General features: G+C 61.0%; 24 protein-coding genes and 2 tRNA genes. 17 read left to right on the forward strand and 9 right to left on the reverse strand.

All coding sequences use genetic code 11. The annotated features are described in order from the left end of the window. Nucleotides 1–90 precede the first annotated feature (90 nt). Complete coding sequence (locus L4923_RS02190) at nucleotides 91–1,722, reverse strand: DNA alkylation response protein (RefSeq protein ID WP_239361761.1); 1,632 nt, start codon at nucleotides 1,720–1,722, stop codon at nucleotides 91–93. Nucleotides 1,723–1,889: 167 nt separating this feature from the next. Here L4923_RS02190 and L4923_RS02195 point away from each other — a divergent pair, with 167 nt between their 5' ends. The 5 genes from L4923_RS02195 (at nucleotide 1,890) to L4923_RS02215 (ending at nucleotide 6,254) form a co-directional block, all read left to right on the forward strand. Next, entirely contained in the window at nucleotides 1,890–2,855 is a 966-nt protein-coding gene (locus tag L4923_RS02195; RefSeq protein WP_239361762.1) for an aspartate carbamoyltransferase catalytic subunit, read from the forward strand. Beyond that, on the forward strand, nucleotides 2,852–4,138 hold the full coding sequence (locus L4923_RS02200) for a dihydroorotase (RefSeq protein ID WP_239361763.1): 1,287 nt from the start codon (nucleotides 2,852–2,854) through the stop codon (nucleotides 4,136–4,138). The genes L4923_RS02195 and L4923_RS02200 overlap by 4 nt, the downstream gene beginning before the upstream one ends. A 31-nt stretch (nucleotides 4,139–4,169) precedes the next feature. Continuing rightward, a complete protein-coding gene (gene plsY, locus L4923_RS02205) occupies nucleotides 4,170–4,757 on the forward strand; it encodes a glycerol-3-phosphate 1-O-acyltransferase PlsY (protein ID WP_239361764.1) in 588 nt (195 codons plus the stop codon). Continuing rightward, nucleotides 4,754–5,884, forward strand: a complete 1,131-nt coding sequence (gene dprA, locus L4923_RS02210; protein WP_239361765.1) for a DNA-processing protein DprA — start codon at nucleotides 4,754–4,756, stop codon at nucleotides 5,882–5,884. Before plsY ends, dprA begins: the two co-directional genes overlap by 4 nt. Nucleotides 5,885–6,026: 142 nt before the next feature. Beyond that, a complete protein-coding gene (locus tag L4923_RS02215; RefSeq protein WP_239361766.1) occupies nucleotides 6,027–6,254 on the forward strand; it encodes a hypothetical protein in 228 nt (75 codons plus the stop codon). A gap of 87 nt (nucleotides 6,255–6,341) precedes the next feature. Here L4923_RS02215 and L4923_RS02220 read toward each other — a convergent pair whose 3' ends face one another. After that, nucleotides 6,342–6,557, reverse strand: coding sequence for a hypothetical protein (locus L4923_RS02220; RefSeq protein ID WP_239361767.1), 216 nt, complete (start codon nucleotides 6,555–6,557; stop codon nucleotides 6,342–6,344). Between the two features lie 63 nt (nucleotides 6,558–6,620). On the opposite strand from L4923_RS02220, the gene L4923_RS02225 reads away from it, so the two are divergent. Continuing rightward, entirely contained in the window at nucleotides 6,621–7,133 is a 513-nt protein-coding gene (locus tag L4923_RS02225; protein WP_239361768.1) for a lipocalin family protein, read from the forward strand. A 71-nt stretch (nucleotides 7,134–7,204) separates the two neighbouring features. On the opposite strand, the gene L4923_RS02230 is transcribed toward L4923_RS02225, so the two are convergent. Then, nucleotides 7,205–7,281: transfer RNA gene (locus L4923_RS02230), tRNA-Arg, on the reverse strand. 70 nt (nucleotides 7,282–7,351) lie between these two features. Further along, on the reverse strand, nucleotides 7,352–7,657 hold the full coding sequence (locus L4923_RS02235) for an ETC complex I subunit (protein ID WP_239361769.1): 306 nt from the start codon (nucleotides 7,655–7,657) through the stop codon (nucleotides 7,352–7,354). Nucleotides 7,658–7,784: 127 nt separating this feature from the next. Here L4923_RS02235 and L4923_RS02240 point away from each other — a divergent pair. The 8 genes from L4923_RS02240 (at nucleotide 7,785) to L4923_RS02275 (ending at nucleotide 15,038) form a co-directional block, all read left to right on the forward strand. Next, nucleotides 7,785–7,861: transfer RNA gene (locus L4923_RS02240), tRNA-Pro, on the forward strand. A 111-nt stretch (nucleotides 7,862–7,972) separates the two neighbouring features. Next, nucleotides 7,973–8,683, forward strand: coding sequence for a glycine-rich domain-containing protein (locus tag L4923_RS02245; protein ID WP_239361771.1), 711 nt, complete (start codon nucleotides 7,973–7,975; stop codon nucleotides 8,681–8,683). A 125-nt stretch (nucleotides 8,684–8,808) separates the two neighbouring features. After that, nucleotides 8,809–9,543 (forward strand): FadR/GntR family transcriptional regulator, encoded by a 735-nt coding sequence (locus tag L4923_RS02250; RefSeq protein WP_239361772.1) that lies wholly within the window; start codon nucleotides 8,809–8,811, stop codon nucleotides 9,541–9,543. Beyond that, nucleotides 9,540–10,727: a PLP-dependent transferase gene (locus L4923_RS02255; RefSeq protein ID WP_239361773.1), complete on the forward strand. Its 1,188-nt coding sequence runs from the start codon at nucleotides 9,540–9,542 to the stop codon at nucleotides 10,725–10,727. The genes L4923_RS02250 and L4923_RS02255 overlap by 4 nt, the downstream gene beginning before the upstream one ends. A gap of 14 nt (nucleotides 10,728–10,741) precedes the next feature. Beyond that, on the forward strand, nucleotides 10,742–12,034 hold the full coding sequence (locus L4923_RS02260) for an ABC transporter substrate-binding protein (RefSeq protein WP_425530891.1): 1,293 nt from the start codon (nucleotides 10,742–10,744) through the stop codon (nucleotides 12,032–12,034). A gap of 156 nt (nucleotides 12,035–12,190) precedes the next feature. After that, nucleotides 12,191–13,111: a carbohydrate ABC transporter permease gene (locus L4923_RS02265; RefSeq protein ID WP_239361775.1), complete on the forward strand. Its 921-nt coding sequence runs from the start codon at nucleotides 12,191–12,193 to the stop codon at nucleotides 13,109–13,111. Next, nucleotides 13,111–13,959 carry a carbohydrate ABC transporter permease gene (locus L4923_RS02270; RefSeq protein WP_239361776.1) on the forward strand — a complete coding sequence of 283 codons (849 nt, stop codon included), beginning with the start codon at nucleotides 13,111–13,113 and terminating at the stop codon, nucleotides 13,957–13,959. Before L4923_RS02265 ends, L4923_RS02270 begins: the two co-directional genes overlap by 1 nt. Nucleotides 13,960–13,961: 2 nt before the next feature. Then, on the forward strand, nucleotides 13,962–15,038 hold the full coding sequence (locus tag L4923_RS02275; protein WP_239361777.1) for an ABC transporter ATP-binding protein: 1,077 nt from the start codon (nucleotides 13,962–13,964) through the stop codon (nucleotides 15,036–15,038). 15 nt (nucleotides 15,039–15,053) lie between these two features. On the opposite strand, the gene hdaA is transcribed toward L4923_RS02275, so the two are convergent. From hdaA to L4923_RS02290, 3 genes are read right to left on the reverse strand one after another with little or no spacing between them, the layout of a single operon-like run. Next, nucleotides 15,054–15,743 carry a DnaA regulatory inactivator HdaA gene (gene hdaA / locus L4923_RS02280; RefSeq protein WP_239361778.1) on the reverse strand — a complete coding sequence of 230 codons (690 nt, stop codon included), beginning with the start codon at nucleotides 15,741–15,743 and terminating at the stop codon, nucleotides 15,054–15,056. Nucleotides 15,744–15,746: 3 nt separating this feature from the next. Then, the gene (locus L4923_RS02285; protein ID WP_239361779.1) at nucleotides 15,747–16,907 is read right to left on the reverse strand and encodes an AI-2E family transporter; all 1,161 of its coding nucleotides are present in this window, start codon (nucleotides 16,905–16,907) and stop codon (nucleotides 15,747–15,749) included. Further along, entirely contained in the window at nucleotides 16,885–17,439 is a 555-nt protein-coding gene (locus tag L4923_RS02290; RefSeq protein ID WP_275448197.1) for a CDP-alcohol phosphatidyltransferase family protein, read from the reverse strand. Before L4923_RS02290 ends, L4923_RS02285 begins: the two co-directional genes overlap by 23 nt. 312 nt (nucleotides 17,440–17,751) lie before the next feature. Between L4923_RS02290 and purM the strand changes: the two genes are divergently transcribed. The 3 genes from purM to L4923_RS02305 are packed head-to-tail and all read left to right on the forward strand — an operon-like array spanning nucleotide 17,752 to nucleotide 20,090. Then, nucleotides 17,752–18,816: a phosphoribosylformylglycinamidine cyclo-ligase gene (gene purM / locus L4923_RS02295; RefSeq protein WP_239361780.1), complete on the forward strand. Its 1,065-nt coding sequence runs from the start codon at nucleotides 17,752–17,754 to the stop codon at nucleotides 18,814–18,816. Beyond that, nucleotides 18,813–19,523, forward strand: a complete 711-nt coding sequence (gene purN / locus L4923_RS02300; RefSeq protein ID WP_239361781.1) for a phosphoribosylglycinamide formyltransferase — start codon at nucleotides 18,813–18,815, stop codon at nucleotides 19,521–19,523. The genes purM and purN overlap by 4 nt, the downstream gene beginning before the upstream one ends. Before the next feature lie 51 nt (nucleotides 19,524–19,574). Further along, a complete protein-coding gene (locus L4923_RS02305) occupies nucleotides 19,575–20,090 on the forward strand; it encodes a SixA phosphatase family protein (protein WP_239361782.1) in 516 nt (171 codons plus the stop codon). Between the two features lie 62 nt (nucleotides 20,091–20,152). Here L4923_RS02305 and L4923_RS02310 read toward each other — a convergent pair whose 3' ends face one another. Both L4923_RS02310 and L4923_RS02315 read right to left on the reverse strand, forming a co-directional pair. Next, nucleotides 20,153–21,046 carry a cation diffusion facilitator family transporter gene (locus L4923_RS02310; RefSeq protein WP_239361783.1) on the reverse strand — a complete coding sequence of 298 codons (894 nt, stop codon included), beginning with the start codon at nucleotides 21,044–21,046 and terminating at the stop codon, nucleotides 20,153–20,155. 95 nt (nucleotides 21,047–21,141) lie between these two features. Further along, nucleotides 21,142–22,047 (reverse strand): LysR substrate-binding domain-containing protein, encoded by a 906-nt coding sequence (locus L4923_RS02315; RefSeq protein ID WP_239361784.1) that lies wholly within the window; start codon nucleotides 22,045–22,047, stop codon nucleotides 21,142–21,144. Nucleotides 22,048–22,060: the final 13 nt, after the last annotated feature.

Genomic DNA, 22,060 nt, shown 5'->3' on the forward strand with positions numbered 1-22,060 from the left:
TGTTAAGGTTAACAGCCGGATCGCGGACGCATCCCTGTGGACAACAGCCCCTCTCGACAGGAGACGGAAAGTGCCCCAAGGATTGAGCCGCTAGCTCGTCACCGGATAAAGCGTGTCGAGAATCATGCGGGCGTCATGACGCGAATCGAGCATGCCATAAGTCGTGCGCCATTGGCCGGCCAGCCTGGTCTCGATGAAGGCATCGGCGATGCGCCCTGCCCCCAGCCGCTTCAGCTCGGCGGCGGCCGCCGCCAACGCCAGCTGTTCGGTCAAGAACCGTGCGGAGCCCTCGTCGGTCGAAGCCACCTGCATAGCTGCCTTGAGTACACCGATCGTGCCATGCCCGTTGGCACCAAGGTCACGGTCGATGCCAGCCAAAACCTCTTCGAACAGCGCCGGCGCACGTCCGAGCACGCGCAGCACGTCGAGCGCCATGACGTTGCCTGATCCCTCCCAGATGGCGTTGACCGGTGCCTCGCGATAATAGCGGGCCAACGGCGCTTCCTCGACGTAGCCGTTGCCGCCAAGACATTCCATCGCCTCGTAAAGCACCGACGGCGCAATCTTGCAGACCCAGTATTTAACCACAGGCGTCATGGCGCGCGCGAAGGCCGCTTCGCCGCGATCCGCGGCCGCTTCGTCGAACGAACGCGCGAGGCGGAACGAGAGCGCCGTGGCAGCGGCAACATCCAGCGCTATATCGGCAAGCACGCGCTGCATCAGCGGCTGGTCAACCAGATTGGCGCCGAACACCTTGCGGTGACGGGTGTGGTGAACCGCCTCTGCCAGCCCTGCCCGCATGATCGCAGCGGAAGCGACTGCGCAGTCAAGGCGAGTCAGCGTGACCATATCCATGATGGTCTTGATGCCCTGCCCCGGCTCGCCCACCATTTCGCCGATGGCATTTTCGAATTCCACCTCCGATGAGGCATTTGAGCGGTTGCCGAGCTTGTCCTTGAGACGCTGGAAACGGAAACCGTTGCCCGAGCCGTCACCGAGAATGCGCGGCACCAGGAAACAGGACAGTCCTTCCGAAGCCTGTCCCAGCACCAGGAATGCATCAGACATCGGTGCCGACATGAACCACTTGTGACCGGACAATCGGTAGAAGCCGCTGGAGCCGGCGCGCTCCGCCTTGGTGATGTTGGCGCGGACGTCGGTGCCACCCTGCTTCTCGGTCATACCCATGCCGAGCGTCAGCCCGGTCTTTTCAACCGGAGGCTTCTGCGCCTGGTCGTATTTGCGCGTTGTCACGCGCGGTGCCCATTCGCGGAATATCTTCGGGTTGGCCATCAGCGCGGCCAGTGAAGCACTGGTCATGGTGATGGGGCAGAGATGCCCGGTTTCCAGTTCTGCGGTGAGATAGAACCGTGCCGCCCGTATCTGGTGGCGGCGACCGATTTCTGCGTCGCCGTTTTCCCAGACGGACGAATGCAGGCCATTGGCGACCGAACGGCGCATCAAAGCGTGATAGGCGGGATGATATTCGACCAGATCGATGCGTCGGCCCTGGCGATCATGCGTTCTGAGCTTTGGCGTTTCGATGTTGACCAGTCGTGCGAGATCCTGCGCTTCCTGCGTCAGCACGAAGCGGCCGAGTTGATCGAGATCCTTGCGAACAGGCTCGGAAAACCGCTCGGCCAGCTGAATCAGAAGCGGGTCGCCTCGCCAGGCATTGCCGCCGGCAAGCGGCGGCGGCTGGTTTATCACGTCGTCGGCCACGCTTTCCCTTTCGTATCGCTCCGCTGTCAGTCTCTTCGAATCCGGGACCGCCGCCGGTTTATAACGAAGCTGTCGCGCATAGGCGACGAAAATACCGGTGGAAAGCCGCGGTTTCCATTCCAGGCGCTTGCGGGAGGATCGTACCCGCCCTATAGCAGCGCCTTGAGATGACCGACGCTTCGTCCCTTCCGCTGTTTCCACACCGCCATCTTCTGGGCATCAGCGACCTTTCTCCCACCGACATCGAGATCCTTCTGGAACGCGCCGACCGTGCAGTGGCGATTTCGCGCCAGTCCGAAAAGAAAACGTCGACGCTACGCGGGCGCACGCAGATCAACCTTTTCTACGAAGCCTCGACCCGCACGCAGTCGTCCTTCGAACTCGCGGGAAAAAGGCTTGGCGCCGACGTCATGAACATGTCGGTCGCGTCCTCGTCGGTAAAGAAGGGGGAGACGCTGATCGATACGGCGATCACGTTGAACGCCATGCGCCCCGACATCCTAATCATCCGCCACCAGTCGGCCGGCGCAGCCGCGCTGCTTGCGCAGAAGGTGGGCTGTTCCGTCGTCAATGCCGGCGACGGCACGCACGAGCACCCCACGCAGGCACTGCTCGACGCGCTCACCATCCGCCGCGCCAAGGGCCCGCTTTCCAAGCTTATCGTGGCGATCTGCGGCGACATCCTGCATTCGCGCGTCGCCCGCTCCAACATCATCCTGCTCAATGCGCTGGGCGCCCAGGTACGCGTCGTCGCGCCGTCAACACTTCTCCCTTCCGGCATTGAACGCATGGGCGTCATCGTCGCACCGTCGATGGCCGAAGGCCTGAAGGATGCCGACGTGGTGATGATGCTACGTCTGCAGCGCGAGCGTATGGAAGGTGCTTTCGTGCCTTCGGTGCGCGAGTATTTTCGTTATTTCGGCCTGGATGCGGAGAAACTGAAGGCCGCAAAGGATGATGCGCTCGTCATGCATCCGGGGCCGATGAATCGCGGCGTCGAGATCGCCTCGGAAGTCGCTGACGGGCCGCAAAGCGTCATCCAGGAGCAGGTCGAGATGGGCGTCGCCGTGCGCATGGCGGTGATGGAAGCGCTACTGGACCCGCGTCGCAATCAGGAAGGTCGCGGCGCATGAGCAAGACGGTTTTCCAGCGCGCGCGCATCATCGACCCGTCGCGTGGCATGGATGAGATCGGCACGGTCATCGTCCATGGTAAGACGATCGTCGCCGCCGGTGCTGAAGCGCTCAATCAGGGCACTCCGGACGGCGCTACCGTCATCGACTGTACCGGAAAAGCGATCATCCCAGGTCTCGTCGATGCGCGCGTCTTCATCGGCGAGCCCGGCGGCGAGCACCGCGAAACCATCCACTCGGCAAGCCAGGCGGCTGCCGCCGGCGGCGTCACCTCGCTGGTGATGATGCCCGATACCGATCCGACCATCGACACGGTAGCGCTGGTCGAATTCGTGCTGCGCACCGCCCGCGACACGGCAAGCGTCAACGTTTTCCCTGCCGCCGCAGTCACCAAGGGCCTGCACGGCCGTGAGATGACCGAATTCGGCCTGCTGCGCGAGGCCGGTGCCGTCGCTTTCACCGATGGCCGCCATACCATTGCCAATGCGCTGGTGATGCGGCGTGCGCTCACTTACGCCCGGGACTTCGGCGCAGTCATCGCACATGAAACACAGGATGCCGACCTTGCTTCGGCTGGCGTCATGAATGAAGGGCTCTACGCCAGCTGGCTCGGCCTCTCCGGCATTCCGCGCGAAGCTGAGTTGATCCCGCTGGAACGTGATCTCGCCCTCGCCCGCCTGACCAGAGGCAACTACCACGCCGCCAAGATCTCGACTGCGATGTCGGCCGCCGCGATTGCCCGCGCCAAGGCAGACGGCGCCCGTGTGACGGCCGGCGTGGCCATCCACAATCTGGCGCTCAACGAAAACGACGTCGGGCAATACCGCACCTTCTTCCGCCTCGCACCGCCGCTGCGCAACGAGGAGGACCGGTCGGCCATGATCGAAGCGCTGAAAGACGGCACGATCGACATCGCCGTTTCCTCGCACGATCCCCAGGACGTCGACACCAAGCGGCTGCCGTTCGCGGACGCCGCAGCAGGGGCTGTTGGGCTGGAAACGCTGCTTTCTGTCGCCCTGCGCCTTTATCACAACGAGGACATGTCGCTGCTGAGGCTGGTCGAAGTGCTCTCGACTGCCCCAGCCCGGCTGTTCGGCTTGCCGGGAGGCACGCTGAAGCCCGGCGCATCGGCGGATCTCGCCCTCGTCGACCTCGACGAACCCTGGATTGTCAGCGAGGCCGGCATCCGCTCGCGTTCAAAAAACACCTGCTTCGAAGGTGCACGGCTGCAGGGCAAGGTCTTGCAAACGTTGGTCGCGGGCCGCACAGTATTTACCAACTAACGCTCGGCGGGCACGCGGCAACGGGGGATCAATGTCGCTGATTTCTATTCTTGCACCGATCGTCGGCTATTTGTGCGGTTCGATCCCCTTCGGGCTGCTTTTGACTCGTGCAGCCGGCCTTGGCGACGTGCGCAGCATCGGTTCCGGCAATATCGGCGCCACCAACGTACTGCGCACCGGTAACAAAGGCCTCGCTGCAGCCACACTGGTGCTTGATGCGCTGAAAGGCACCATTCCCGCACTGATCTTCGCGAGCTACGGCGCGGAAGCTGGCGCGATGGCTGGCGTTGGCGCCTTCATTGGGCACATTTTCCCGGTCTGGCTCGGTTTCAAGGGCGGCAAGGGCGTTGCGACCTACCTTGGTGTGCTCATCGGCCTGGCCTGGCAAGTGGCACTGATCTTTGCGGCCGTTTGGCTCGCCATGGCGGTGTTGTTCCGCTATTCCTCGCTGGCCGCGCTCGTAACCTGCGTCGTCGTGCCAATCGCGCTGTTCTTTCTCGGCCACGCGCAATACGCACTGGCATTTGCCCTGATGAGCGTGCTGATCTTCTATAAGCATCGCGCCAACATCGAACGGCTGAGAGCTGGCACAGAGGGCCGCATCGGGGCCAAAGGATGAGCAGGCCCGTTGTCGGGCTGCGCCTCAGCGACCGGCAACGGCTGAATTGGCTGCGCCTTATCCGCACACCGAATGTCGGGCCGGCCTCCTTCCGCGATCTCGTCAACCGTTTCGGCTCGGCCGAAGCAGCACTTGAAATCCTGCCTGAACTGACGCTTTCAGGTGGCGCCACCCGCATGGTCAGGATCCCGGCCGTCGCCGAGATCGAGGCGGAGATGCAGGCAGCAAGGCGCGCCGGCGCACGCTTCGTCTGCATCGGTGAACCAGACTATCCGCCTCTGCTCAAGCATATGGATAATCCGCCACCTGTCCTTGCCATGAAAGGCCCCGGCGCTGTCTTCGCTCTGCCGACCGTCGCCATCGTCGGAGCACGCAATGCCTCGATCGCCGGCATCAAGATGGCGCGCATGCTGGCGGCAGAATTAGGCCGCGAAGGCTATGCAGTCGTATCCGGCCTCGCCCGGGGCATCGACACCGCGGCGCATCAGAGCAGTCTTCCCACCGGTACCATCGCCGTGTTGGCAGGCGGGCTCGACCAGGTCTATCCGCCTGAGAATGCCGGGCTGAGCGACGAGATTGCAGAACGCGGCGCTGTGATTTCCGAAATGCCGTTCGGCTGGCAGCCTCGCGCGCAGGATTTCCCGCGGCGTAACCGGCTGGTCGCGGGCCTGGCATACGGGCTTGTCGTGGTCGAAGCTGCAGAGCGTTCCGGATCGCTGATCAGCGCGCGGCTGGCCACGGAGATGGGCCGCCTGGTGTTTGCCGTCCCTGGTTCTCCGCTCGATCCGCGCGCCCGTGGCACGAATGGTCTTATTAAGGATGGCGCCACTCTCGTGACCGAAACCGCAGACATACTTAATGCACTGAAACCGTTGATCGGCACGCGCTTCAGATCGAACACGTCCTTGGAAGAACCTTCGGATCTTTCGGCGACACCACCGCCTAGCGAAAATGAACGCGAACGCGTCATCGAATCTCTAGGGCAAGCTCCTGTAAATATTGATGAAATCATCCGACACACCGGCTTGCATCCGGCCCAGGTCGCGATGGTTCTGCTGGAGCTCGATCTTGCCGGCCGTCTTGAGCGCCATGCCGGCGGATTTGTTTCGTTGATCTTTAGCCATTGATCAAGATTGCCTGGCCAATTTGCCGGCGAACTCGATCATTCGATAAAATTCTAATCTTATCCTACTGATTTTACTCATGTTTCGTTGAACAGAATCGCGCACCACTCTCGCCGTGCCAGGCGTGGGGAAAACGGAGGCGATTGTGAAGGAACGTTTTGAGTTAGTGCTGGACCCGACGGATCTCTGGACGATCTGGGACAACGAGACCGATCAGCCCGTGGTATTTGCCAATCAACTGCTTGCCGGATTGAGCAAAAGCGAAGCAGAGGCCGCATATCAGATCCTGCAGGAGATCGTTAAGAAGCGGGAGCGGGAAAAGAGCGCCACCCGCACGAACGAAAAAAAGAAACGTTCGAACGACGCAGCCTGACTTTCGTCGAGCACGAACTACGCGCGCCAAAATACATCGAAACCGGGCCTTCGGACCGGTTTCGATGTATCCAGTCTCATTCTATCCTCAGCCCAAACCAGTCCCCAGCGAGAAAAGCGGCTTCGCCTCCCAGCGCGGTGCAAGCAGAGCTCCGATGAGGGCAACGCCCTGGCTCAACAGGCGCTCAATTTCATCAATCCGATCACACGCGAGGTCCGCCGTGGAGCGCTTCTCCGCGGCTAGGCTGTAGCCGTTGGCAGCAAGCCAACCTGCCAACCATCGCCGCTTCCCATAGCCAGCCATCGACCTCTCCTCTGGAACTCGTGAAAACCGGCCGCGTTGAATGCGAGCACTGGAGAACAAGATATGGCCGTTGTGACGAGCGTTCCCCACCTGGATCTCAAGAAGTATCTTGGGCGGTGGTATGAAATATGCCGCCTGCCGCTGAAGTGGGAGGATGAAACCGCCACAGACATTACGGCTACATATTCGCTCAATGAAGACGGCACCGTTCGCGTCGACAATCGCTGTTTTGACGAGGACGGCTCGCCTGCACAGGCTGTCGGCGAGGCGACGCCTGTCGCTGGAACCTCGAATGCACAACTGAAGGTGACGTTCCTCCCGGAATTCGTCCGATGGTTGCCTTTTACAAAGGGCGACTATTGGGTTCTGAAGATCGACCCCGCATATCGTACGGCCTTGGTCGGCACTCCAGATCGCAAGTATCTTTGGGTCCTCGCCCGGCAGCCGAAAATTTCCGAAGAGACCAAAATGGAATATTTGGAGGAAGCCCGCCGCCAAGGCTTCGATCTGGAAAAACTGATCAGCCCACAGCATACGGGCCGAGAGGTGATCGATGCGATGGTCGCGGACGACTGATCAAGACGCCACGATGGCGTAGCGGGACGTGTTTTCGCTTTCAGGTGCGAAGCGTAAGCCATTGAAAAATATGGCGATCCCGACAGGATTCGAACCTGTGACCATCGGCTTAGAAGGCCGGTGCTCTATCCAGCTGAGCTACGGGACCGCTGGCTAACCCCACTGGGGGTAGCAAAGTCAAAGCGGGCTGTCGACGACGTATGCCGAACAATCAGCAATCAATGCGTCCACGGGGTGCGGCGGTCATAGCGGAAATTGTCCGAGTAGGAAATCTGCCGGCGCTTGGTTTCCTTGGGCTCTTCAACTCGAAACGCAAGGCCCTGCTTCTCGGCATAGGCAATCGCTTCCTCGCGCGTCTCGAAGGAAAGCCGGATCTGGCTCTTCATGTCGCCTGAGGTGGTATAACCCATCAAAGGATCGATCTTGCGCGGCTTTTCCGGGTCGAACTCCAGCACCCAGTTGCCAGTTCTGGCCTTGCCGGACTGCATAGCGGTCTTGGCTGGGCTGAAGATGCGTGCGGACATGGAAACCTCGTTGCTCGGCATGACGCCGTTTTCTCCTCGGTGCTTACTGCGCAATGGAAATAACCGCAAGACCGATGGTTTTAGGGCTTGCTTTGCGGCGTGCGACCCACTAGGCAACACGCGGCCTCGGAGTGTAGCGCAGCCTGGTAGCGCACCTGATTTGGGATCAGGGGGTCGCAGGTTCGAATCCTGCCACTCCGACCATCTTTCCTGCCTCTCCAGAAACCCATACGCCGGTCGGGCTTGACAGCTTGCCGGGGCAACGTGCCCCATCTGCTATAATAGTCCTGTCGATAAACACCGATGGGAGTGTTCATGCGGAAGCCAAGCGATCCTGAACTCTGGAATCGCATACAGGCCTATGATCTCGATTACCCTTCTGTCAGCCTGCCCTTCTCGGCAAGGCTCGCCCAAGAAAACGGATGGACCTTAGAGTTTTCACGGCAGGCAATCGAGGAATATAAGAAATTCATCTATCTGATCTGCGTCTCGAACGAGACACTCACACCCTCGCAAGAGGTCGACGAAGTCTGGCATCTGCACCTCGTCTACACGCGTGAATATTGGGACGATTTCTGCGCCGCGACACTCGGCAGGGAAATCCACCATACGCCGACAGAAGGCGGCGCTGCTGAGGACATCAGATTCCGATATGCATACCAGCGCACCAAGGAGCGCTACGCCGAGGAATTCAACACCGAACCGCCATCCGACATCTGGCCGACGCCAGAACTGCGCTTCAATGAAGCAACCCAGAATGGCAACGCATCCTCAACGATCCTGGGCATCGACATCCCTCTCATACTCGCAGGGCTTCTTTTGCTGATTGCCCTGGCTCTGGTTGTAACCAGTGAAGGTGGCCAATCATCCGTCGCGATGGTTTTCTCCCTTGTCGCTGTTGCGATTATGGCGGTTGAATATTTGAGCCCCAGCAAAGGTCGCCGAAAGAAGTCCGACAGCAATAGCGGCTGTGGTGGTGGCGGCGGCTGCGGCAGCAGTTGTGGTGGAGGATGCGGGGGCGATTGAGGCCACCCGAACATGCGCTTCATAAGTTCTCACAGGTTTCCCAATCCCGCTTGAGCACCAATCGGCGGTTGACTCCATTTTTCCACCATGCAATTGGTTGGACCATTGATCCATTTGGATATCAAATGAGCCAGGTTCGCCTTCCTCCGATCCAGACAACGGCGCGCGACGATGCGGTGCTGGCAGCTCTGGCTGGTTTCGTTCAGCAGGAAGGGCTGAAGCCGGGCGACAAGCTACCTACGGAGCGCATCCTGGCCGAGCGGCTGAAGGTCAGTCGCAACACGGTCCGAGAAGCCTTGACGCGCTGGGAAGGACTTGGTCTCGTCGAGCGTCTGCAGGGCAGCGGCACTTTCCTGAAGGCAGCTGTTTCCCCGCATATGCTGCATATGCCGCTGACACTTGCTGGCGGCAACGATTTCGCCAGCCTCATGCAAACACTGGAAGTGCGCCGCGCCCTCGAGGCCGAGGCCGTCGCCCTGTGCGCCGTACGCACCGGCCCGCAAGAGCTCAGTTTCATCCAACGCAAGCTTGAGGTGATGGAGGAGGCATTCCACAGCCGTGCTGGCATGTCATCGGAAGAAGATTGGGAATTCCATCAGGCGATCTACCGGGCGAGCGGAAACCCGCTGTTCGAGCAGTTGATCGCTGCCATGCATGAAATGTTCCATCGCTTCTGGGAGCATCCGCTCGGCGTGCGCGACTTTGGCCACGCCTCGTTCCCCTACCATCGCACCATTTACGAGCGCATCGCAGCCCGCGACGCCGAGGGCGCACGCGCCGAAGCCCTGAAACTGATTGCCACCGTCGAAGCTGATTTGCGGCGCGGCGAAGCAGCACGCAACCAGGCACGACACGCATGAACGACCATCGCCCGTATCTCGATAGCGATCCCATTGCCGAGGCAGCCACGCTGCTCGCCCATGACGACCCGTTCGTCGGCGGCGCAGTGGTTCCTCCGATCTACCAGACCTCGCTCTTCACCTTCGCCAGCTATGCGGAGATGGCCGACACTTTTGCCGGCAAACGCCGTCAGCCGATCTATTCGCGCGGCGACAACCCGACCGTCATGGAGTTCGAAAAACGTGTGGCGGCGCTCGAAGGCGCCGAGGCGGCGCGCGGTTTCTCGTCCGGCATGGCAGCGATCAGCGCCACCGTGCTGGCCTTTGTCGGCGCGGGCGACCGTATCGTGGTGGTGCGCAACTGCTACGGCGACGCCTATCGCCTGTTTGAACGGCTGTTTCCACGCCTCCACATCACGGTCGACTATGTCGACGGCTCTGACCCCGACGCTGTCGCTGCCGCGCTGCCGGGCGCTAAGCTGCTTTATCTCGAAAGCCCGACCTCGATGATGTTCGAGCTACAGGACCTGCCGCATCTGACCCGGCTGGCGAAAGAGCACGGCATCGTCACCACGATCGACAATTCCTGGGCAACCCCGATCTTCCAGAAGCCGATCGCTCATGGGGTCGATCTGGTGCTGCATTCGGCCTCCAAATATCTCGGCGGCCACAGTGACACCGTTGCCGGCGTGGTCGCCGGCTCGTCCGAAAACATCCGCCGCATCAACGAACAGACCTACTCTTATCTCGGCGGAAAACTGTCACCTTTCGAGGCATGGCTGCTGCTGCGTGGCCTGCGCACGCTGCCTCTGCGCCTGCCCCACCACATGAAAAGCGGACTCACCATTGCCGAGCGGCTGCAGGCGCATGGCATGGTCGAGCGGGTCAATCATCCCGTCTATTCGAACCACCCTGGCAAGACGACGCTTGCCGGCTATGCCGGGCTCTTCTCCTTCGAGGTAACCGAGGAGATCGACATCGCGGTTTTCACCGATGCGCTGAACTACTTCCGCATCGGCGTATCCTGGGGTGGTCATGAGAGCTTGGTCGTGCCGGCCAAGGCATCGTTGGAACAGACGCCAGGCGTGAATTCCATGGCGCGCTTTGGCGTCAGCCCAAGAACTATTCGGCTCAATGTCGGATTGGAGAATGTCGAGGACTTGTGGAACGACATTGCACAGGCCCTTGAAAAAGCAAGAAAATAAACCTGTCGAACGAAATGGGAGTGGAAGACATGGGAACGTTGAAGACACTGCTTGCAGCCGTGGCCGGCCTGGCGATTTCGGCAAGTGCGGCGATGGCTGACACCACGATCAAGATGGTCGAGGTCATCACCAGCCCGCCGCGCACCGAGTTGCTGAAGAAGCAGATCGCCGAGTTCGAAGCGGCCAACCCCGGCATCAAGGTCGAGCTCGTCTCGCTGCCCTGGGGCCAGGCATTTGAGAAATTCCTGACCATGGTGCAGGCAGGTGACACGCCCGATGTGGTCGAGATGCCGGAACGCTGGCTGGCGCTCTATGCCAACAACGGCCAGCTTGAAGACCTCGCACCCTATATGGCCAAATGGCCGGACGCTGGCACGATCGGCGAGCGGGCCAAGACCTTCGGCTCGGTGGCCGGCGGCAAGCAATATATGCTGCCCTACGGCTACTATATCCGCGCCATGTTCTGGAACAAGAAGCTGTTCAAGGAAGCCGGCATGGACAAGCCGCCGGCAACGATGGACGAGTTCGTCGAGGCGTCGAAGAAGATATCGGCGATCCAGGGCAAATACGGCTACTGCCTGCGCGGTGGGCCGGGCTCCTATACCGGCGTCAACATGTTCATGAACATCGCCGCCGGAAACGGCGCGCAGTTCACCGAGGACGGCACCTCGACCGCCAATTCCGAGGGCGCGGTGAAGGGGCTGCAGATGCTGGCCGATCTCTACAAGAACGGCTATGCGCCGAAGGACAGCGTGTCCTGGGGCTTCAACGAGATCGTCACGGGCTTCTATTCGGGAACCTGCGCTATGCTCGACCAGGATCCAGATGCGCTGATCGGCGTGGCGGAGAAGATGCCGGCGGAAGACTTCGCGGTTGCGCCGATGCCGGTCGGCCCCAATGGCAAATCCTATCCGACGCTCGGCTATGCTGGTTGGTCGATGTTCGCCGACAGCGAGCACAAGGAAGAAAGCGCCAAGCTGATCGGCGCGCTGACCGCACCGGAGGCAAATCTCGAATGGGCCAAGACGGTAGGGGTCATCCCGATCCACAACGGGGCGGACAAGGATCCGCACTTCGCGACCGAGCAATTCAAGGGCTGGTTCGACGAATTGAACGATTCGGCGAAGTACGAGTTCGTGACGCCGCCGGTGCATCTGGAAAATCTCGGCAACTTCGTCGACCAGGTGGCGATCAAGAACTTCCAGGAAGTGCTGCTCGGCCAGAAGGACGCCAAGACCGTCGCCGACGAATGGGCTGCCTTCCTGACCAAGGAGCAACAGGACTGGCTGGCAAAGAATAAGAAGTAGCCATTCGCCCGCTCTAAGGGACAGCCCTGAGGGGTCCATGAGGGGCGGCGAAGGCAACCTTCCAGCAATGCGCCGTCTCTCGTCCTTGCCCGCAATCGCTTCGCCAAATGCTGGGCGTTCCGGCCACTGAGATTTGACCGATTTGTGATCATTAGAATGACCTACGCAGTCGCAGACATCGCGCCGCCGCCGCGTCGCCGCAACGGCCGTGCCTTCACGCGCGTTGAGCCATGGCTCTACCTCAGCCCGGCTATCGTGCTGCTGGTTACGGTGCTGCTTGTGCCGCTGATCGTCGGTATAAGCTATTCCTTCCGCAAGTTTTCCGCATTCAAATCGGAATTCGTCGGTTTCGCCCAGTATCAGGCGATGTTTTCGGACGCGGTACTGCATCAGGCGCTATGGAACACCCTGTGGTGGACCGTCGCCAGCCTGTTCTTCCAGTTTTTTCTTGGCCTCGGCCTCGCGCTGCTGCTCGACAAGGAGTTCACCGGACGCAAGGTCGTACAGGCGGTGGTTTTCCTGCCTTGGGCCGTCCCTACATTTCTTTCCGGCCTAACCTGGGCTTGGCTATTCAACCCGATTATCGGCCCCCTGCCACATTGGCTCTATGCTCTTGGGCTGAAAGCTGAGCCGACCAACGTGCTTTCCGACCCCTCGACCGCGATGTGGGGACCGATCGTCGCGAATGTCTGGTTCGGTGTGCCATTCTTCGCGATTACGCTGCTGGCTGCGCTGAAATCGATCCCGTCCGAACTGCATGAGGCGGCGGCGATCGACGGGGCGTCCCCCTGGCAGCGCTTCAGCAAGGTCACGCTGCCGTTCCTTGCGCCGACCATCGCGATCACTGTCATGCTGCGAACCATCTGGATCGCCACCTTCGCTGACCTGATCTACGTGATGACCGAAGGCGGGCCGGCGGGTTCGACCAGCACCGTGCCGGTCTATATCTACGTCAGCGCCTTCAAATCGTTGGACAAAGGTTACGCATCGGCGATCGCCGTACTCCTGCTCATCCTGCTCATCGCCTATGCCTTCGTCCTCATCGGCATCCGGCGCTCTCTCGTGAGGCATATGTGATGATCGCCGGTCGCTCTTCATCCTCCCGTCTTTGGGGTGGCGTCGGCCACTACGCGGCGATTGTCGTCTACGTGATCTTTGCACTCTTTCCGATCTATTGGACGCTGAAAATCTCCGTAACCCCAGGCGACCTGCTCTACGCCGAAGGTATCACCCTTTGGCCATCGCGCATGACGCTGGAGAACTTCCGCACAGTGCTCGCGGCTTCCGACTTTCCGCGCTATTTCCTCAACAGTGTCATCGTTTCCGTTGCGACGGCGGCGCTGGTGACGGTGGTCGCCACGCTTGCCGGTTATGCGATGAGCCGTTTCACTTTCCGTGGCAAGGCGCTGGTGTCCATTGCGCTTCTGCTTACCCAGACTTTCCCGCTGGTGATGGTAATCCCGCCGATCTACCGCATCATGGGCCAGATCGGGCTGACAAACTCGCTCACCGGATTGGTGATCATCTACACCGCCTTCAACACCGCCTTCGCCACCTTCCTGATGCAGTCCTTCTTCGACGGCATCCCGAAGGATCTGGAAGAGGCCGCGATGATCGACGGCTGCACGCGCAGCCAGGCCATGCGCCAGGTCATCGTGCCGCTGACTCTGCCCGGCATGGGTGCGACGCTCGGCTTCGTCTTCACGGCGGCCTGGAGCGAGCTGCTCTTTGCACTGATGCTGATCTCCAGCGAGGATCAAAAAACTTTCGCGGTGGGCTTGCTGACCTTTATCGGCAAATTCGCCGTCGACTGGGGACAGATGATGGCCGCATCGGTGCTGGCGCTGATCCCGGTCTGCATCTTCTTCGCCTTCCTGCAACGCTATCTCGTCACCGGTCTCACCGCCGGTGCAGTCAAAGGGTGATCATGGCTTCCGTTACGCTGGAAAAGGTCAAGAAGGACTATGGCGTCGTCCGGGTCCTGAACGAGGTCGATCTTAAAATCGCAGACGGAGAATTCGTGGTGCTGGTCGGTCCATCCGGCTGCGGCAAGTCTACGCTTCTGCGCATGATCGCCGGCCTCGAGGAAGTTTCGGGGGGAGACATCCGCATCGGCGAGCGCATCGTCAACGACGTCGCGCCGAAGGATCGTGACATCGCCATGGTGTTCCAGTCCTATGCGCTTTATCCGCATATGAATGTCTCTTCCAACATGGGCTTCAGCCTGATGTTGCGGAAGACCGAAAAGGCGGCCATCGAGACCCGGGTCGAGGGCGCTGCGAAGCGGCTGGGGCTGGATCCTCTGCTGCAGCGCCTGCCGCGCCAGCTTTCCGGCGGCCAGCGCCAACGTGTCGCCATGGGCCGCGCGATTGTTCGGGACCCTCAGGCCTTCCTGTTCGACGAACCTTTGTCGAATCTCGATGCCAAGCTGCGCACCCACATGCGCACGGAAATCAAGGCGCTTCACCAGCAGCTCAAGACCACATCGATCTATGTGACGCATGATCAGACCGAGGCCATGACCATGGCCGACCGCATCGTCGTCATGCACAACGGCAATGTCCAGCAAGTCGGCGCGCCGCTGGAGCTCTACGACCGTCCATCCAATATGTTCGTCGCCGGATTTATCGGCTCACCGGCCATGAATTTCTTGCCGGCAACGGTTGCCAGGCAAAGTGTCGCCGAGGCGGTTTTCGGGGACGGCCAGAAATTGCGTCTGCCCGATGGTTTGCCGCTGCAGGATGGAGATGTGCTCACCGTCGGCATGCGGCCCGAAGACATCAAGATCGTTGACGATGGTCCACTCAAGGCCGTGGTCGAGGTGGTCGAGCCACTCGGCATGTCGACGCAATATTATGTGCGCCTGGCCGGCGAGCAGTTGCGCATCTATGCCATTGGCCGGCCCGTTCTGGCCCCGGGACACGAGGTGCGCCTTGCCGTGGACCGGAGCGCACAGCATATCTTCGATCCAGTCAGCGGCAATCGGATCGAGCCGGGCACCTGAACCGACGCGAACCACCTACAGTTCGAACTCGCCCTGCCCTTCGTCCATCGCGCTGACCGCGTCGGCGGCCATGGCGCGCGTAATGCGTGCCTTCTGTTCCAACGCCATGCGGTCGAGCCGTTCCACGACCCGCATGGCGGCAGCCAGCGAGCGCTCGATACGACGTACCAGATATTGCACGACATGCGGCTCGACCTCGACCTGGCGGTCGGCGAAGAGTTTTGTGATGACGCTTGCCAGCAACACGTCGTCGGGCTCGTGGATCTCGACGGTTGCTGCTGCTTTCAGCCGAGAGACAAGGTCCGGCAAGGTCGCACCCCATGCGGAGGGAAAACGGCGCGCGGTAAGCAAAAGATGCGATCCGGCTCCCCTCACGCTGTTGATCAGATGGAATAGTCCCTGCTGGTCGAAAGCCTCACCATCGATGTCGTCGATCAGCACTGGCCGGCCGTCGAAGGCAGCTACGCTTTGCGCGATTTTGCCCGCATCGACGACGACCGCATTCGCCGCCTGGCGCCAGATTTCGGCGAGGTGCGTCTTGCCGGACCCAGCCGGTCCGGCCAGCACGACGACCGGCGCGGGCCAATCCGGCCAGCGGTCGACAAGAGCAGCCGCCTGCGAATTCGAAGCCGATACGACGAGATCGTCACGCGAATATGCAGTGCCGTGCCCGAGATCGAGCGGAAGCTGACGGGGCCGTTCCATGGGTTATCCGCGGCGCGACCTGGCCCGCTTGCTTTGCAGAGGTGGCGGCTCGATGCCGTGCCCCTTGTAGAGCGGCGATTCCAGATAGCGCGAAATGGCAAATCGTACGAGAACGGCAACTGCCGCCGCGGCCGGCACCGCGATCAGCAGACCGACGAAACCGAACAATGCGCCGAAGGCGAACAGCGCAAACATCAACCAGACCGGATGCAGGCCGACACTCTTGCCGACCAGCTTGGGTGACAGGATGTTGCCCTCGATGAACTGGCCGATGAAGAACACCGCTCCGACAGCAACGATCATCGTCCAGTCAGGCCAGAACTGCACAATGGCGACACCGATCGCCAGGACCAGTCCGGTCAGCGAGCCGACATAGGGGATAAAGGAAATCAGACCGGCGAACAGGCCAATGAGTATTCCGAAATTCAGCCCGGTCAGCGTCAATCCGACTGCATACATGGCGCCCAGCACCAGGCAGAGCGTACCTTGCCCCCGCACGAATCCGGCAGTGGCGGTATTGATATCGACGGAAATCTGGCGAACCGTCTCGACATGGTCGCGCGGCACCCAGCTGTCCACCGTCGCCACCATACGATCCCAATCGAGCAGCATGTAAAAAGCCACCACCGGTGTCACGACGAAGAGCGACACCACTGAAACCAGTGCCTTGCCGGAACTCCAGAGTGATTGGAACACGGTCGTCACCAGGCCGAAGCCGGAGCTTAATACGGAGTTCAGCCCGTCCCTCAGGCCTGCCGCATCGACGCCAAAGCGCTGTTCCAGCCATTTCGGATCAAAGTTGGTGACCAAGGCCTGCAGCCGGGTCAGATATTCCGGCAACTTCTCGGCAAATCCTGCCATCTGCGAGGCCAACACCGGCACCAGGATGACGAAGGCCAGCACCAGAGAGACGATGAACGCAATCAGGATCACCACCGTCGCCATCACACGCGACAGGCCGAGCCGTTCCAGCCGATCGGCAACGGGGTCGAGAAAATAAGCCAACACCATGCCGGCCACGAAAGGCAGCAGGATGTCGCTGAAAAGGTAAAGGAAGACGACAAGAATGACGGCGCCGGCCAGCCAGAACCGCAGTTGGCGCCGGAATGCTGCTGCAGCGGCTGCCTCGGCCGCGTCGTGATCAGGGAGTGCTGCCTTCGCCATTACCGCTCATATGCCTCAGCCAGGCCACGAGATAGGCTGCCGCGGAAGCCACGGTCAAGAGCCCGGAGAGCATTATCAAAGTGGTGCGCAACGGATCGAGGTGCATGTCAAAGGTCAGTTCTGCCAGCACTTCGGCAGCCAGGACAATCTGCACGGCGGTGTTGACCTTGGAAACCAGAAGTGGCTTGACCTCGACGGGGTGTCCCATGACGGACGAAAGGACCACCGCGCAAATGATCAGCCCGTCGCGCGAAACCATTGCCACCACCAGCCAAAGCGGCAGTTCCCCACTAATGCCGAGCACGATGAAGACGGAAACCAGCAGCAGCTTGTCCGCTATCGGGTCTAGATAAGCACCCAGCCGGGAGTGCTGGTTGAAATGGCGCGCGATGAAGCCATCGATCCCATCCGATACGCCGGCGATCACGAAGCCGGCTAAAGCCCATTCCCAGCGCGCTTGCAGCATGGCCAGCACCACGAGGGGGACCAGCAGCAGGCGCAGGATGGAGATCAGGTTGGGGATGGTTACCAACAGGCGGCTCGTTCTTGTTTCCAGCCGATACATGGGCGAAGGCTGCCCGAACCGCAAGAGAGCAACAAATGCGAGGCTCTATCCACTGAATTGTCGAGTCTGCGATACTGGAAAATGGGAGGCTATCCCACGAGGGATATCGCACCAGGCCAGATATTGGAAAGCACGGGGCACATTTGACTGGACATACAGAACACTTATGAAGCCGCAGACCTTTCTCTTGTAGTTGCGAGCCAGGACTGTTCGTGCGAAGAGCCGCGTGACGCGCTAAAGTGGTCTCGGCGGTTGCGCAGGCCCAAGCAGGGAACAGCGATGAACGAACAAACCAACGGGCTCACCTACGCCGATGCGGGCGTCGACATCGACGCCGGAAATCTGATGGTGGAGAAGATCAAGCCGCTGGTGCGCGCCACCCGCCGGCCGGGTGCGGATGGCGAGATCGGTGGCTTCGGCGGTCTTTTCGACCTGAAAGCGGCCGGCTTCACCGATCCGGTTCTGGTCGCAGCCAATGACGGGGTCGGCACGAAGCTCAAGATCGCCATCGACGCTGGCAAACACGACACCATCGGCATCGATCTCGTCGCCATGTGTGTGAACGACCTCGTCGTCCAGGGCGCCGAACCGCTCTTCTTCCTCGATTACTTTGCCACCGGCAAACTCGATCCCGATCAGGGTGTCGCGATCGTCAGCGGCATCGCCGAAGGTTGCCGTCAGGCCGGTTGCGCGTTGATCGGTGGAGAGACTGCTGAAATGCCCGGCATGTACCAGGAGAAGGACTACGATCTCGCTGGTTTTGCCGTAGGCGCTGCCGAGCGCGGCCAGCTGCTGCCGACCGACGATGTCGTCGAGGGTGACGTTCTGCTTGGCCTTGCTTCTTCCGGTCCCCATTCCAATGGATATTCGTTGATCCGCCGCATCGTCGCTGCCAGTGGCCTCGCCTGGGATGCCGGAGCGCCGTTCGCGCCGGGTCTGACGCTGGCGGAAGCGCTGCTCGAGCCCACCCGCATCTATGTGAAGTCAATCCTGAAGGCGATCCGCAACACCCATGGCATCAAGGCGCTTGCCCACATCACCGGCGGCGGCTTCCCCGATAACATTCCGCGTGTCCTGCCCAAGGATTTCTCCGCCGAACTCGATCTCGATGCCATTGACGTGCCGCCGGTGTTCTCCTGGCTCGCCAAGACGGGCGGGGTTGTGCCGGCGGAGATGATGCGTACCTTCAACTGCGGCATCGGCATGATCGTCGTCGTGGCCTCGGGCCAGGCTGCGCAGGTCGCCGCCGTTCTGCAGGAGGCCGGCGAGACGGTCGCGCCGATCGGCCGCATCGTGCCGCGCCGCGACACCGGCGTCATCTACCGGGGCTCGATCAACCTATGATACAGCGCAAGCGCACGGCGATTCTGATTTCTGGCCGCGGTTCCAACATGACCGCGCTGATCGCAGCCGCGAGCGACCCGGATTTCCCGGCCGAGATCGTCGGTGTGATTTCCGACAAGCCGGATGCAGCGGGCCTCGGCGTCGCAATCGCGCGAGGCATTCCAACAAAGGTCGTTGCCCGCGCCGATCATCCAGGCAAAGACGCGCATGATGCAGCGATCGACGGTGCCCTGGCTGGCTTCGGCGCTGAGCTGGTGGCGCTGGCCGGCTATATGCGCCTGCTCACCACACCCTTCGTGGAAAAATGGCAGGGCCGGATGATCAATATCCACCCTGCCCTCCTGCCGTCCTTCAAAGGGCTGGACACGCACCGGCGCGCATTGGAAGCTGGCATGCGGATCCATGGTTGCACCGTGCATTTCGTGACCCCTGCCATGGACGATGGGCCGATCATCGCCCAGGCGGCGGTTCCCGTCATGCTGGGCGACGATGAGGCCAGCCTCGCCGCTCGCGTGCTCAAGGCCGAGCATCAGATTTATCCCATGGCGTTGAAGCTTGTGGCGGAAGGCAAGGCGCGCATGGAAGGTGGCCGCACCGTGCTCGCAGGCTTCGCTGACAATGACGCGGCCGCCGAAACGGTCGTTGCGGCGCCCGCCCCGCTGCGCACCATCGTTGACCTGGAGCAATTGGCGCGCATCACGCCTTAGGCTAGGGTGTTGCTCCAATCGACCTTGAAAGCGTCACGCGAGGATCACGTCATGAAACGGCTTCTTCTGCTGCGTCACGCCAAGTCGAGTTGGGATAATCCCGATCTGGCAGATATCGAGCGTCCTCTCGCGCCACGCGGCATCGAGGCAGCGCTTCTGATTGGTCACACCATCGCGCAACGCAACTGGCTGCCTGACCGCGCGCTGGTCTCCACCGCTGAACGCACCCGCGAGACCTGGCGTCTGGCAGCAGGCGAGTGGCTGTCGCGGCCCGAACCGAATTTCTCTCAGGCACTCTACGAGGTGCCGGCCGAGGCCATCCTCGGTGAAATCCAGCGCAATGGCGGAGACGCCGCAACGTTGCTCGTGCTCGGCCACAATCCGGGACTCGGCGATCTGGCCGATCGCCTAACGGGAAGGGCCTCGCCTGGCAAACTGGTGAAGTTGCTGAAGAAGAAATTCCCGACCGGTGCCCTGGCAGTGTTCGAGTTCGATGGCGACTGGACCGACCTCGACATCGGCACGGCTACGCTCACGCATTTCCTTCGACCGAAAGATCTCGGCTAACCCCCGCTCCTCCGGTGGCTATAGGAGCAGACCGCCAAAACACAGCCCTTTTTTCGGCTGCGCTAGTGAATGCTTTCCCTATGCGTGCAAGCCTCACGCTCCATCTGGAGCGTGGTGTGGTGAAGATCGTATTTCTCACGCAGCATGGTCTCTACGTCCAGGCGCACGGTCTCTGCATCTGCCCCCTCATCCAGCACCGCATGCGCGCTCAGTGATGGCTTGCTCTGCGTGATCGCCCACAAATGCAGGTCGTGCACGGAGGCTATACCCGGAACGCCCTTGATGGCAGCTTCGACCTCCGTCAGTTTCATACCGGGAGGCACGCCCTCGAGCAGAATACTGATGCACTCCTTGAGCAGCAGCCAGGTTCGGGGAAACACCATGAAGCCGATGCCTACCGCAATCAACGAATCCACCCATTGCCAACCCGTGAGATAAATAATCACCGCGCCGGTGATGACACCGATCGAGCCCAGCATGTCGGCCCAGACTTCGAGGTAGGCGCCTTTTACGTTGAGGCTTTTGTCGGCATGGCTGGTTAACAGCCGCATCGAGATCAGGTTGACGACCAAGCCAATGGCGGCAATCACCAGCATGCCGACAGACGCGATCTCCTGGGTCTCGAACAGGCGTTTATAGGCCTCGTACAGGATATAGAACGCCACTGCGAGCAACAGCATGGCGTTGAAGGCGGCGGCAAGGATTTCGAAGCGTGCGTAACCATAGGTTCGCAGAAGATCCGCTTCGCGGCGACCAAGCCGGATCGCGATCAACGCGATGACCAGTGCCATGGCGTCGGTCGCCATATGCATGGCATCGGAAATCAACGCCAGGCTGCCGGTGACGATGCCGCCGACGACCTCGGCGACGAGGAACGTCCCGGTCAGCCCAAGTGCCATCCACAATCGCGAAGCCGGCGTGGTCTCCAGGTCGCCGTGCTGATGATCGCCGCTCATCGAAATCTCCACGTTGGATATCAGCTACGCTAGAATGATATGGATACCCGTTGAAAGACACGGCACCGTCCCGTGACAAACAGTTGCACCGGCCTCTATGCCGCGAGGAGCGGCTCTGTTGCGTCCTTCTTCAGCAGAAAATCGATCACAGCGCGCACTGCAGGGAGCTGCCCACGCTTGTGCGGAGTCAGGATCGTCGTCATGACGTGGCCCGCCGTCCAATCCGGCAATATCCGTACCAGCCGTCCCTGTCCGACAGCGTCGGCCGAGATCAATTCAGGCAGGCAGACAATACCGAGGCCAGCTTCGGCAGCCTTCAACAAAGGCACCGATTCGTCGGCATGAAGCCGGGGCCGGGGTGCGACTTCCACAGTGTGGCCACGCCCATCTCTCAAGCGCCAGACCTTCGCGACCATCGCGCTCATCAACCCGTCATGGCCGCTCAGCATCTCGGGAGTTGTCGGCTCACCGCGCTCGGCCAGATAGGATGGCGCTGCCACTGCCGTTATCGGATCCTCGCTCATTCGCCGCTGTACCAGATCGGAATCCGGCAGTGGTGAGAAATGGCTTCGAATGGCGATATCGAAACCATCCTGCACCAGGTCGATGAAGCGGTCGGTGACATGCAGTTGGACCGTCAGCTTGGGATATTGCCGCGCCAACTCCGGCAAGCGATGCGCAAGCCGGAATTGCGCGTTCGGTACCGAAGCCGTGATCCGAACGATACCGCTCGGCTCAGCCAGACGCCGCTGCACCACCATCTCGGCTGCCCCCGCCTCGATCATCGCAGCGCTAGCATGATCGTAGACGTCGCGCCCCACATCGGTCAGCGTGAAACTGCGCGAGCTTCGGTAAAGCAGTTGCGCACCGAGCGCCGCTTCCAAAGCCGCGACCCGCTTGCTCACCGTCGATTTCGGACACCCCAGACGCCTGGCGGCGGCCGCAAAGCCACCATTGTCGACCGCCTGGGTGAAGAAATGAAGGTCGTTAAGATTTAACATCAAAGTCTACGCT

Origin of the sequence: Terribium retamae (assembly GCF_022347545.1) — a bacterium.
Lineage (GTDB): Bacteria > Pseudomonadota > Alphaproteobacteria > Rhizobiales > Rhizobiaceae > Mesorhizobium > Mesorhizobium retamae.